This window comes from Paraburkholderia sp. GAS82 (genome assembly GCF_050436285.1).
Lineage (GTDB): Bacteria > Pseudomonadota > Gammaproteobacteria > Burkholderiales > Burkholderiaceae > Paraburkholderia > Paraburkholderia phenazinium_B.
The window spans coordinates 308,882-321,825 of record NZ_JBNDLX010000001.1 but is presented as its reverse complement, the minus strand read 5'-3'; the positions used below and the strand labels follow the sequence as shown (position 1 = coordinate 321,825).

11 protein-coding genes are annotated in these 12,944 nt (G+C 62.7%); 3 read left to right on the top strand and 8 right to left on the bottom strand.

Annotated elements, in window-relative coordinates; all coding sequences use genetic code 11:
• Positions 1–5 precede the first annotated feature (5 nt).
• Genes P3T17_RS01525 through P3T17_RS01500 form a run of 6 tightly spaced genes read right to left on the bottom strand, consistent with a single transcriptional unit; the run spans position 6 to position 5,361 of the window.
• Positions 6–1,184, bottom strand: a complete 1,179-nt coding sequence (locus P3T17_RS01525; RefSeq protein WP_429404267.1) for an MSMEG_0565 family glycosyltransferase — start codon at positions 1,182–1,184, stop codon at positions 6–8.
• Positions 1,181–2,167: a sll0787 family AIR synthase-like protein gene (locus P3T17_RS01520; RefSeq protein WP_429404265.1), complete on the bottom strand. Its 987-nt coding sequence runs from the start codon at positions 2,165–2,167 to the stop codon at positions 1,181–1,183. The genes P3T17_RS01525 and P3T17_RS01520 overlap by 4 nt, the downstream gene beginning before the upstream one ends.
• On the bottom strand, positions 2,164–2,739 hold the full coding sequence (locus tag P3T17_RS01515) for an MSMEG_0567/Sll0786 family nitrogen starvation N-acetyltransferase (protein WP_429404264.1): 576 nt from the start codon (positions 2,737–2,739) through the stop codon (positions 2,164–2,166). The genes P3T17_RS01520 and P3T17_RS01515 overlap by 4 nt, the downstream gene beginning before the upstream one ends.
• Positions 2,740–2,741: 2 nt before the next feature.
• Positions 2,742–3,812: an MSMEG_0568 family radical SAM protein gene (locus P3T17_RS01510; protein ID WP_429405471.1), complete on the bottom strand. Its 1,071-nt coding sequence runs from the start codon at positions 3,810–3,812 to the stop codon at positions 2,742–2,744.
• A complete protein-coding gene (locus P3T17_RS01505) occupies positions 3,805–4,860 on the bottom strand; it encodes a Nit6803 family nitrilase (protein WP_429404263.1) in 1,056 nt (351 codons plus the stop codon). The genes P3T17_RS01510 and P3T17_RS01505 overlap by 8 nt, the downstream gene beginning before the upstream one ends.
• Before the next feature lie 18 nt (positions 4,861–4,878).
• Positions 4,879–5,361: an MSMEG_0572/Sll0783 family nitrogen starvation response protein gene (locus P3T17_RS01500; protein WP_074264016.1), complete on the bottom strand. Its 483-nt coding sequence runs from the start codon at positions 5,359–5,361 to the stop codon at positions 4,879–4,881.
• A gap of 345 nt (positions 5,362–5,706) precedes the next feature.
• Here P3T17_RS01500 and P3T17_RS01495 point away from each other — a divergent pair, with 345 nt between their 5' ends.
• The 3 genes from P3T17_RS01495 to P3T17_RS01485 all read left to right on the top strand — a co-directional run bounded on the left by P3T17_RS01495 (position 5,707) and on the right by P3T17_RS01485 (position 10,884).
• The gene (locus P3T17_RS01495) at positions 5,707–7,098 is read left to right on the top strand and encodes a PLP-dependent aminotransferase family protein (protein ID WP_429404261.1); all 1,392 of its coding nucleotides are present in this window, start codon (positions 5,707–5,709) and stop codon (positions 7,096–7,098) included.
• Between the two features lie 379 nt (positions 7,099–7,477).
• Entirely contained in the window at positions 7,478–9,058 is a 1,581-nt protein-coding gene (locus P3T17_RS01490; RefSeq protein WP_429404259.1) for a methyl-accepting chemotaxis protein, read from the top strand.
• 110 nt (positions 9,059–9,168) lie between these two features.
• On the top strand, positions 9,169–10,884 hold the full coding sequence (locus P3T17_RS01485; RefSeq protein ID WP_429404257.1) for a hypothetical protein: 1,716 nt from the start codon (positions 9,169–9,171) through the stop codon (positions 10,882–10,884).
• A gap of 80 nt (positions 10,885–10,964) precedes the next feature.
• On the opposite strand, the gene P3T17_RS01480 is transcribed toward P3T17_RS01485, so the two are convergent.
• Positions 10,965–11,345 carry a DUF5594 family protein gene (locus P3T17_RS01480; RefSeq protein ID WP_429404255.1) on the bottom strand — a complete coding sequence of 127 codons (381 nt, stop codon included), beginning with the start codon at positions 11,343–11,345 and terminating at the stop codon, positions 10,965–10,967.
• Positions 11,346–11,425: 80 nt separating this feature from the next.
• A complete protein-coding gene (locus tag P3T17_RS01475) occupies positions 11,426–12,637 on the bottom strand; it encodes a dienelactone hydrolase family protein (RefSeq protein ID WP_429404253.1) in 1,212 nt (403 codons plus the stop codon).
• Positions 12,638–12,944: the final 307 nt, after the last annotated feature.

The window sequence follows — 12,944 nt, the reverse complement described above, 5'->3', positions numbered from 1 at the left end:
TGACTTTAGTGCATCGCGAGCGGCTGGCGTGCCAGCCATGCGCGGTAGACGTCGACATGACGGCGCGCGCTCGCGGCCCAGCTAAAGCGGGCGAGCAGCGCGGGCACCGCATGGGTGAAATCGGTGGCATGCTCGCCGTTGAGCACGTGCAGCAGCGCTGCGCCAATTGAATTCGTGTCGGTCGGCGTAGCCCAGCAGCAAGTGGCGCTATCGAGGTATTCCGTGAACGGTGCGATCGCCGACGCAACAACCGGCGTGCCGCAGGCGAGCGCCTCCAGGACAACGAGTCCAAAGCCCTCGCGTATCGATACCATCGCCAGCACGTCGGCGCTGCGAAATAACGCGGGCATCGCAGCATCTTCAAGAGGCCCGGTGACGACGATGCTTTCCTGCGGTCCGATAGATAAACCTAGTTCCGCTGCTCGCTGGATAAAGCGCCGCGTGTACGCATCGTGATCGAGCAGACTGGCCCCGCCCGCGACAACCAGTTGCGCCTCGGCAAACACCGCGCGCACTGCGGCAAATGCATGGAGTAGCGCAAGCGTGTTCTTGCGCGCTTCGACGCCACCCACCGCGAGAATCAGCGGGCCTGCTCCGAGTCCGAGTTGCTGCTGCATGACCTCGTCGGCAGACGATGTATATGACGTGAAACGTGTTGGATCGACGCCATTCGGTACTGTGACCGCAGTAATTCCATAACGGCTGAGCATTTCACGCGTCCATGTGTCGCTCACGCACAAAACCTGATCCGCGTCGCGATACGCACGTTCCTGCCATGCCGCGAGGCGTGGATCGTCGAAGTGATCCAGGTGGTGCACAGTGCGCACGAAACCGCGGATCGCACCTTCTTCCCTGAGTTCCGCCAACGCGTTGCCGCTGATGCTGTCCTCGGCATGCAAGACATCGAACGCGTTCGTTCCGTGCTCAAGCACACTGCGTTTCAAGGCACGAATACGCGCATCGACCAGCGCTACCGTACCGGCTTGCGACCCGATCACGGGCGCATACACCACACGACAAGGCGGCGTACGAAATAGCATCTCGCCGTTCGTAGCTGGCGCGAACACCGTGACATCGTGGCCCTGCGCGCTGAGTGCGCTCGCGAGTTCGAGCGTATGCACAACGCCGCCGCGCGGATTGACCGAATGCGTCAGCAGTCCGATGCGCAATGTGCCCGTGTTCATTGCAGCACCTGATCCGTCGGGACGATAAACGGCTCACCGCTAAAGTCCCACAACACGGCGGCGTCATCGCCGCGATGCGCAACAACCTCGCGCGTTGCATCCACCGTTCCAATCACGGCGCAATCAAGCGCACGCGCCACGAACTGTGCCTGCACGCGCTCGACGTGTTCTTCGCGCACCGCGAGCAGATAGCCGTAGCTCGGAAACGCGGTAACCCAGCGTGCCAGCGGCACGTCAGCCGGTTTAGGAATTGCATCGAGATCGATACGCGCGCCGACCCGCGAGCATTCGAGCAACATCAATGCCGTACCAAGCGTACCTGCCATGCTGATGTCTTTCGCCGCGTCGCACAGTCCGCTCTCCGCCAGCCGCGGCAGCAACTCCAGATCGTCTCGCAGACGCGCAGCCGACGCGCCCACCGAAGCATTCCAGAACGGATACGGTTCTTCGAAGCGGCCACGCAGATCAACCGCCATCAGCAGACGATCGCCGGGACGCGCGTTGAAGCTCGACAGCAGCGCCTTGGCGCGACCGAGAATCGACACCGCCAGTTGCGCCTGATCGCTGCGTGCATTGGTGTGCCCACCCACAATCGGCACCCCGTACGCCACCGAAGCCGCCGCCATCCCCGCGAGCACCTCATGCGCCGCCTCGATGCCATTGCTCCAGAGCGCATCGACGACCGCGAGCGGACGGCCGCCCATCGCGTAGATATCGCTTACGTTGACCATCACGCTGCTGTAGCCCGCGAACCACGGCATCGCCTGCACGAAGTCGCTGACCATCCCTTCGATGGCGAACAACAGATAACCGTCACCATCCGGCAAGGCCGCGCAATCGTCGCCCACGGCCACCGCCTGACCGAGATCGCCGGCGCCGCCCGGCAGCTGACGCGCAAGCGACGACACCACGCCGGCAATATCGGTCTTGTGCCGGAAGCCGCGGCTCTCGCGTAAGCTGGCGACGAGATCCGCCACGCTCATGACGCGCTCCGCGATTTCGCAACAAAGCCACTGCGCGGAGTGGTGCACGGCGGGTAATGCTCGAGTTGTGCCTGCATCAGATGATGCGGACGTCCAAGCATCGTCTCCTGCGCCAGCGCATCCCAATGCAGCGTCTGAAACATCGGCACATTCTGGCTTTGCACGTGCGCGAGAAACGTCTCGCAACCCAGCGCATGAGCGCTCGTCACGGCAAGCCGGATCAGCGTCGCGCCGATCTTGCCGTGACGTCGAAACGCCGCGTGCACCGCTAGCCGTGAGCCGTACCACACACCTGGCGCCTCCTGATGGATGCGCACCGTGCCCACAACCTGCTCGGGCATTCCCGCAATACAGCTCAGCGCCACCAGTTGCTGGGCACGTTCATCGACCTCGTCGCGATCGTCGCCGACAAAGATGCCCTGCTCGATGCAGAACACCGCACGCCGCAGCTTGTAGGCTTCCTCAGCTTCCCACGGCAGCGTGGTCCATTTGATGCGAAATTCGGTCGGCGTGTACAACACCGGTGTGAGATCGAGTTCTTCGGATGCGCCCGCAATCGCTTCGCCAAACATGATCACACCTCGTACGAAGAGAGCGACGAACACGCGCCGCACTTGCCGCAGCCGGCCTTGATGTCGCTCGAGCGAAGGCCCGCTTCCGAAAGCATCGCCCCGAGCGGCTGCAGAACCGACTTCATGAATTCGGGCGTAGGCGCCGGGTGATCCTCGAGCGGCGTGCCGCTGATCGGCACGAATGGCACCACGAACGGATAGACACCGAGCTCGATCAGCTCGCGCGACATCGTCAGAATGGCTTCCGCCGTATCGCCGAGTCCGGCGAGGATATAGGTGCTCACCTGGCCACGTCCAAATACGGCCACAGCCGCCTTGAACGACTCCATGTAACGCGACAGCGGCACGCTCGACTTGCCAGGCATGATGCGTTCGCGCAATGAAGGTGTCACTACTTCGAGATGCATGCCAAGCGTATCGACACCGCTCGCTTTCATGCGGGCGAACCAGCGGTCGTCGTCCGGCGGTTCGCATTGCGCCTGAATCGGCAGATCGACTGCCGCGCGGATCGCAAACGCGCTTTCGCACAGGATCTGCGCGCCGCGGTCGCTGGTGGGCGGCGTGCCGGTGGTCAGCACCATATGCTTCACGCCGTCGAGCAGCACGGCCGCGCGCGCCACCTCGGCGAGCTGCTCCGGGCTCTTGCGGGCAATCGTGCGGCCTGCCGCCAACGACTGGCCGATCGCGCAGAACTTGCAGGTCTTGCGACGGCTCTCGTAGCGGATGCAGGTTTGCAGCACCGTGGTCGCCAGCACGTCGGCACTATGCAGCGTGGCGATGTGCGAATACGGCACGCCGTCGAGCGTCTGCATGCCATAGAAACGCGGCGCCTTCGGGAAGCTGATATTGGCGATCGGAATCGTGCCGCGCAGCAGGGAACTGATACCGCTCGCGTCGGCAGGCGCCGCGACGAAGGGAGAATGCCATGCGGTGTTGGTATGCACCGGCACCATGATCGTCACGCCATCCACCGTCACGGCCTTGTGGTCCGACGGCCCAGCGCCGCCGCGCCGGCTGGCGACGCCTGTACCCGGATCGGCGAGCCGCAGGCCCACCGATTGCAACTCAGTCATCAATTGCCGGCTCGCGGCTGGCAGGGTCTCGTTGGCGTTCATCGCGGCATCCCGTGGTTGAGTTGAAATCAGTGGCTGTTTCAGGGGCAAAAGCGTTGGCAGAAGCGCCCCATGAACGCATCGGCGAGACGGTCGTGGCCGGCCGTTCGTTGATCGCGAGACTGAGCAGTTCGGGCCGCGCGTAGTGGCCCACCGAATCCATCATGCGTTTGCGCTTGGTGATCAGCGCCATGTCGAGATCTGCGATCACCATGCCTTCACCTTCGCGCAGCGGCGCCGCGAGATGCTGCCCTTCCGGCGAGACGATCGCCGTATTGCAGCCGCCGCGCAGCGCCTTCTGCAGACCCGTGTCGCTGGTGACCGAAGCGATCTGCGCTTCGGTCAGCCATCCCGTCGCGTTGACGACGAAGCAGCCCGACTCCAGTGCGTGATGCCGGATCGTTACTTCGATCTGCTCAGCAAAGATCGGCCCCACCAGCGAGCCCGGAAACTGGCTGCAATGAATCTCCTCATGCTGCGTCATCAGCGCATAGCGCGCGAGCGGGTTGTAGTGCTCCCAGCACGCGAGCGCACCGACTCGCGCATAGGCAGTCTGCACCACCTTCAGCCCTGCCGCGTCGCCTTGCCCCCAGATCATCCGTTCATGAAACGTCGGCGTGATCTTGCGGCGCTTGAGCAGCAACTGGCCGTCTACGTCGAAGATCAGCTGCGTGTTGTAGAGGCTGCCGTGATCGCGCTCGTTGACACCGAGCACGACCACCATGCGATGCAGGCGCGCCCGCTCGGCGACGGCCTGCGTCACGGGCCCCGGCACCACGACCGCCTCTTCGTACAACTTCATGTGATCGGCACCGGAGGCCACTGGCGGCCGCACGAACGAAAAGTACGGGTAATACGGCACGAAGGTTTCAGGAAACACGATCAGTTGCACGCCTTCGCGTGCCGCCTGATCGATTGCTTCGCAGACCTTGTTGAGTGTGCCGTCGCTGCGCTCGAAGTCCGGTGAAATCTGGACCGCGGCGGCACGGACGATGCGTTTTTCAGACATGGTGATGGCCGCCCGTGCTCAGACCGTCCAGGTGTGGATAATCAGCGCGTTGTCCTTACGATGCAGAAGCTGGATGTCGAGCACGTCGAGCGGGCTGATCGGGCGGATGCCTTCGATCAGCGAAGCCTCACCGTGTCCATACAGCGCCTGCAGCGCGAAACGGCACGCATACACCTTGCCGCCCTCTTCCATGAACTTGGTCAACTGTTTGTTGAAGTTCAGATGACCAGGGAAGGCTTCGTCGCCGAGCGTAGGAAAGCCGCGTTGCAAGCCGAGCGTGACGCCTGGCCCGTAGAGCAGCACTGACGTCTCGAAGCCTTTGCGTTGCAAACGGGTGGCCTGCAGCAGGTTGACGAAGCCGATCGAGCCTTCAAAGGCCACCGTGTGAAACGTGACCAGCGCTTTTTCGCCCGGCTCGGCCTTCACATCCTCGAAGACCTTCTCTTCGTAGTCGACGAGGTAATCGCCCTTCTGATGCAGCGGTTTGTTGACGGCAGGCATGGCACTCTCCAATGTGGTTTGCGTGAACGGTAAATGTCGCGTGGTAGCACGGCGCCACAAGACGTCTGCGCCGCGCTTACTAACGCAACGGCCGTGCCATTGAAAGCGTGCGCCGATGCGATCACTTTCCAATCAAACAGACGATCATTCGTTAAGCGCCCCGAAAAAATTTTTGGCCTGAAGCTTGCGTATAGCGAGCGCAGCCAATAGAAGCGCCGTTTACCGCGTTGACCGCACCAGCCAGGGGCAATAGCACGATGCCAATGCGCACAGCCGGTGCAGTCATTCACCAGAAACGATCAATCCGATCATTGAAAGCGATCACTTTTTAGCCGCACAAAAACGATGAGTAGCCCGACACATCACTGGATCAAACGCCTCGCCGAAATCCGCAAGCCGGCTTACCTCGCGATTCCCGATCTGATTGAAGAAGATCTCGCCACCGGGCGGCTGCGGCCACGCGACCGGCTGCCGGGCCTGCGCGATCTGGCCGGCGAGCTGTCGCTCAACTACACCACGGTGGCACGCGCCTACGCCGAAGCGAAGAAGCGCGGCCTGCTCGATTCGCGCGCCGGCAGCGGCACTTTCGTGCGCGGCCGCACCGCCACGCTGCCACTCTCCGGCGGCAGCAGCATCGAGATGACGATGAACACGCCACCCGAACCGGCGGAATACGCCGCGCGTTTGCGCGAATCGGCGGCACGGCTGATGGCCGATAGCGATCCCTATCAGTTGCTGCGCTATCAGGACTTCGGCGGCTCGCCGGCCGACAAGGCGGCCGGCGCCGAGTGGCTCAAACGCCGCCTGCCCAACTGCCCGGCGGAAAACGTGCTGGTGTGCCCCGGCATTCATAGCGCGCTGGTGGCGCTCGTTTCGCAACTCGCGCGGCCAGGGGCGATGATCTGTCTCGACACGCTCGCCTATCCAGGCATCAAGGCGATCGCCGCGCAACTGGGCGTGCGCCTGCAGGCGCTTGCACGCGACGACGAAGGGCCGCTTGCGCATGCGTTCGAAGCGCTCTGCAAGACCGACAAGCCGAGCGCGTTCTATTGCAATCCGACACTGCAGAATCCCAGTACCCTCACGCTCACCAACAAGCGCCGCGAAGCGCTCGCGGATGTCGCGCTACGCTACAGCGTGCCGATCATCGAAGATGACGCCTACGCCATGTTGCCGCTGCAGGCGCCCGACACGCTGGCGAGTTTCGCGCCTGAATTGACCTACTACGTCACAGGTCTCTCCAAAAGCCTTGGGGCAGGCTTGCGCGTCGCCTATCTGCAGGCGCCTACGCCACGTCAGACGCAACGCCTCGCCGGCGCACTGCGCGCAACCACTGTCATGGCAAGTCCGTTTACGGTGTCGCTAGCGACCCAATGGGTGATCGACGGCACTGCGCAAGAGATGCTCAACGCCATTCGCAGCGAGTCCAGAGCCCGTCAGACGATCGCGGCACGCGTCCTCGATGGCTGGTCTTACGATGCGCATGCGGATGGCTTTCATCTGTGGCTACCGATTCCGGGCGTCGACGGTTGGAGTTCGTCCGAGCTGGCGCTGCAGTTGCGCAACCAGGGCATCGCGGCCGTTGCCAGTGCCGCGTTTTCGACCGATGGCAATCCGCCAAATGCTGTACGCGTCTGCCTTGGTGGCTCGAAGAATCGCGAAGAGTGCGAGGAAGCGTTGCGCATCATCGCCGAAACGCTCGAGCATCCGCATCATCTGCATTCAGCAATCATGTGAGCCGCGAGCGCAAAGAGAGGCGCTAAACGCAGCGCCGAAAGCCAATCAAAAGGCCATGTTCGTAACACACCGAAAGTAAGCCACGTCCGCGACAGTTCAAGTTTGCGGTGGCGCCGCCGTATACCCGCATGAGATGTCGTGCCTCGCATCAGCAACGACGATGCAAGACACGCTCAATAGTCTGAAGATTGACTCGCTGCAGGGCGTGACGCTACCGCCCCGCCATAAACAGTTCAAATACTCATCACGGCCCTTCCGGACTCGCGGCGCACTTCACCGTGCCGTAACATCCGACCGCCCCTACCGGTCCTGGCTGCTGCGCCGATGCCACAAGTGTGGGCGACAAGCAGCAATCCGCTTAACGTATCCAGGAGTAGTTGTGTCGTTTTTTAGAAATCTGAAAATTGCCGCCAAGCTGGCATTGCTAGGCGCCGTACTGTTGGCGGCGACGATGGTGGTCGGGCTGGAAGGATGGCATGCGCTCTCGAAGACGCACACGCTGCAGACCGAATCCGCCTTGACCCTCGAGCAATACAGCCAGGCGGCCGACACCGCCCGCGTCGCCCAGGTCGAGTTCAAGAAGCAGGTTCAGGAATGGAAAGATCTGCTATTGCGCAGCACCGATGCGACCGCACTCGCCACTCATCAGCAGGCGTTCATCGCGCAGAGCGACAAGACCACCGCCGCGTTGCAAAAGCTCAGAAGCCAGTTGGCTGCGTTGAGCGTGAATCCCGATGGCGTCGACAATGCGATTGCCACGCATGAGTCGCTGCAGACGAGCTATCTTGGCGCACTCCAGCATTTCGACGTCGCCAACCCCAACAGCCCGCATATCGTCGACGCACTCGTCAAAGGCATCGACCGTGCGCCGACCAATGCGATCGACGCGATTGTCGCTTCGGTCATGCAACAGGCGCAGGCTTCGAACCAGCGCATCGAACAGGCCTCCCTCAACGCTTACCACCTCGCGTGCACCCTGCTGCTGGTCGTCGTGCTGGCGGCACTCGTGGCCGGCGCCGCGGCGGTCTGGTTTCTGAGCCGCAGCATCACCGTGCCGGTCAGGCAAGCCGTGGGCGTAGCGCAAGCGGTGGCCGCAGGCGATCTGCGTGCCGACGTGATCGTCGAGAGCAGCGACGAAACAGGCCAGTTGCTGATTGCACTCAACGACATGAATCAGCGGCTGCGCCATATCGTCAGCGAAATCCGCGAGGGCGCCACGACCATTTCTGCCGCCACCCAGCAGATTGCCGCGGGCAATCTGGATCTGTCCGCACGCACTGAGCAGCAGGCGGCGTCGCTCGAAGAAACCGCCGCATCGATGCAGCATTTCACAGACTCTGTCCAACAGAACGCAAGTCATGCGCGCAACGCAACCACGCTTGCACAAACCGCGGCACAAGCGGCGCGTGACGGCGGCGTCGTGATGAGCGACGCAGTGCGCACGATGGCGCAGATCAACGCGGCGTCGAAGCGGATCGTCGACATCACCGGTGTAGTCGAAGCCATTGCAGCGCAGACCAATATTCTCGCGCTCAATGCCGCAGTCGAAGCGGCTCGCGCGGGCAGCCAGGGACGCGGCTTCGCCGTGGTCGCAAGCGAAGTGCGCAGTCTCGCGCAGCGCTCGGCGGACGCCGCGCGCGAGATCAAGGAACTGATTCGCGACTCGGTGTCGACCATCGAAGTCGGCACACAACTGATCCATCGCGCGAGCGACACGATGGATGGCGTGGTGGAAAGCGCGGGTAGCGTCACACGCATTGTCGAAGCGATTGCGACCGCTACGGTCGATCAGGCCACCGGCATTGCCGAGGTGAACGACGCTGTGAACCAGATGGATCAGGTCACACAAAGCAACGCGGCACTCGTCGAGCAGGCCGCCGCGGCCGCCGATGCAGTGCAGAACAAGGCGTCTGGCCTCGTGGAAAGCGTCAGTTTCTTTCGATTGGGAGAGACTGCCTGACGAATCTGAAAGCGCTACGTCAATAATCGTTCACGAAGCGCTGCTACGGTAGCGCGGTTGTCCTGCAGGTCCGTCACTAATATTCCCCCAATGCCGTACGGAGACTACAGATGCAAACCGCTGCCCGCTCGCGCCTGCTCACCGGCGCTCTTTCCCGCTTCAATTCCCGTTCTGTTCTCAAAGCGCGAAACCCATTGGTAGCGCTCACGCTGATCGCTGCAAGCGCCGGTGCATGTGCGCAGCAATTTCCCTTTGGCGGCCAAACCCCGTTCTTTCCCGGCTTGCTGGTGGTTAGCCGCAGTGTGTACGACAATCTGTCGAGCAATGTCCAGGTGGGCACGATCCTGCCGCCGGACTGTGCCAACACGACCGGAGGCTGCAGCACCGGCGCCACCGTCGACGGCACCTATCCGTACGTCTGGAACAACGTACTGTCCGACTCGAACTTCGGTATCACGTCGCGCATCTATCTCGATCAGCTGACGCCTTCGGGCGAAATGGTCAGCTCACTCGAAGTCCCCAACAGTCTGCATCCCCAGCGCGATTCGAACGGCCAGTTGGTCACGAGCTTTAGTTCGAAATCCGAACTGGCGTTGCATCTATCTACCGACGGCCGCTACCTGAGCTTTGTCGGCTACGTTGCGCCCGTGAACGCGATCGATGCCTCGAACGCGAATACGCCCGGCGAAGTCGATCCGACCAATCCGGATGGGCAGAACGTGTTTCGCGGGATTGCACGCGTGGATGGTCTGGGCAATTTCCGCTTCACCGAAACGAATGCCTTCAGCGGCGATAACGGACGCGCCGCCATTCTGAACGACAGCAACGGCCACGACTTTTTCTACGCCACCGGCAATGCCGGCAACGGTTCGAACCCGCAGCCCGACGGCGTGATCATCGGCACAGGCGCGCAGATCGTGGAAGCGTCTAACCAGTCCGAGGCGCAGCAAGACCCGGGCGCACCGACACCGCTCGGCAGCTTCTCCGTCACCGAACTCGGCGCCAAAGCCGACAAGATCGGCAAGGACGACAACTTCCGCGGCATCACGATCTACAACAATGTGTTGTACTACACGAAGGGCAGCGGCAGCAACGGCGTGAATACGGTGTACTTCCTCGACACCACCGGCAAGGCCTGCCCGTCCGGCACAGGCGTGCCGGCGGCCAATGCGAAGCTGCCCACCACGCCGCTTTCCTTTGATTCCGCGACGCTGCAAACGAGCGGTCTGCCCAGCAATATGTGTATCCTGGCAGGCTTCCCCACGACGCTCACCAAGCAGCTGACGACGCCCGCCTTCCCGTTCGGCATGTGGTTCGCCAACGCCACGACGCTGTATGTTGCAGATGAAGGCGACGGCTACACCGGCGGCACCGATCTGTTCACGCATGCCGCCGCGCAAACGGGTGCAGGGCTGCAGAAATGGATCTACAACGCCTCGGCGAAAAAGTGGACGCTGGCTTATACGCTTCAGGCCGGTCTGAATCTTGGTACGGAGTACACAGTACCGGGCTATCCGACGGGTTCGAATTCGGCCACAGGCCTGCCGTGGGCGCCTGCTACCGACGGCCTGCGCAATCTGACCGGCCGCGTCGAAAACGACGGCACGGTGACGATCTGGGCGATTACGTCGACAGTCAGCGGCAATGGCGATATTGGCGCTGATCCGAACCGCCTGGTGGTGACGCGCGATGTGCTGAAGAACACGACCGCCGCTGGCGCCGCCAGGGAGAAGTTCGTGACGCTGCGTAGTGCCGGCTTCGGTGAAGTGCTGCGTGGCGTGTCGTTCACGCCGGGTAGCATTGCCACGAACGGGAATCGGTTCTAACGGGCCCAGGAGGACGGGACTCGTCCTCTGAACCCGACAGACCCGGCGGGTACGGCGCCGGTTGCTTCACAGCACCGGCGTCAGGACTCGAAGTCCAGACCGCCGATCAATATCTCAGGCTCGGCCTGAGTATGCGAGCGAAAATCGACCTCGCGCGCGTTGTGCCATGCATCGAGCTTGCGCGGAATCGCATCCAGATAACTGGCGAAGCGCGCCTCGCCACCCTCTCCCATCAGACGCTCGATTTCGTCGCTGTCCCAGGTCAGATGCAGATTGAGCTTGTGCGGATAATGCCGCACCACTTCGATCGGTTCGGCCCATATCCTGACGCTGGTCGGATGGCCGTGGCCGTGATACGGCAACACTTCCGCGTGCACACCCGTGTCGAACAAGGCGGCGATGGTCGCTGCAATGCGGGGGGCGAATTCGTGGTCGAACCTGGCTACGGTCTCCGGATTCATATCGATCTCTCCGTCGAGCTTGGCGAGCCATCGTAGCACGAGGGAGACGGGCCGCGTACGGGCCAGACCGGCACGCGTCCCTACTGCACCACCCGCTGCCCCAGCGCATAGACCTCGCACTCCGACCACCTCGATCTGCAATACGCCAATGCATGCTCGGCGGCTTCCTGCGGTGTGCGCTCGATCAGCGTATTCGAGCAATGCCCGCCTGCGGCGATCACAAATGCCTTGCCTTCGTTACGCGAGGCGCCATACAGCGCGAACCGGTCCCGGCAGCCCTCATTCAGACCAGGCGGTTGCGGCAGCACAGCGGGGGCAGGCAACTGCACGACGATCTGGGTCGGCAGATTCAACGTCTTCAGGAACGGTTCGACCGTCGGCCACCAGACTTCAGCGGGGGCATCGTAGAGCAGTTCATGACCGTCGTCGCCAAACGGTGGCAACACCGCAAGCTGCGCCGACGCGCCGTGCGAGGTATAGGCCGCAAGCATTTGCCGCGCGAGATCAGGGTTGAAATAATGATCGTTCTCCGACCACACCCACTGGCTCGGCATCTTCGCCGTCGAGCCGTACTGCTCGACCGCCTCGATCAGTTGATCCGGCCGGCACACAAAGTCAGGGCGGCTCGAGCCACGGCCGCCGGCAAAATCGAGCACCCCAACCACGCCTTGCGGATTGCGCGCCGACGCCGCGAGCACGGCAAGACCGCCGGTCGATTTGCCGAGCAACAGCACGCGCTGAGCGTCTACCCAAGGTTGCGCACGCAACGAGTCCAGCGCGCCCAGCAAGTCGTCGGCCGACGCCTTACCGGGCGAGAGATAGTCGGGGCTGCGGCACGGACCTCCGCTCTCTGCATACGGACCGTCCGAGTGTCCGAAGCCGCGGCGCAAGACGATCACGGCGGCGTACCCTCGTTGCGCAAACGCCACCGCGGCGGTCAGCAGCAGTTCCGGCGCACGGTCTCCAACACCCGTCGCAGCGACGCGCGGCGTGCCGGGCGTCATCAGCACCAGCGGCCAGCGCCCGGGGCGGTCCGGGCGTACCACCAAGGCTTCGAGGTTGGGCTTCGTGCCATCCGGCAAGGTGATCTGCAGTGCGATGGGTTCACGCACGAGACCCGGCAATAGCGCGGTTTCGTCAGACGAGGCATTCGCCGGCGCCTGCTGCGCCCATGCCTGCAGAGGCACACTCGCCATGACGAGCAGAAGACCACAGCAGCGCATGAAGCGCACGCCCAGGCCTCGAAGCTGGATACAGCGTTGCCAGATGGATTGGGCAGTCCGGTCGCTCATTGTTAAATGCCTATGCGCGTTTCGAGCCATACAGCGTGGAGGGATAGCGTGCCGCCTTGTTCGCCGCATGAGAGTGTAGTCTGCGACCCTTCAGGTGGTCTACACCGCGCTGCGGACGAATCGCGTGCCGCCAGGCCGCCGCCCAGGTCTTCAGTACCCTTGAGGCCCCGGCGGCTACCGGATACATTACCGCTGGAGAACTTGACCAGCGTGGCCTCCATCGGCATGCAATGTCGCACGATCGCGACAGACTCATTTATCATGCAAGCTTCATGCACCTCCACCCGGCGTGCCACCGCATAACAAG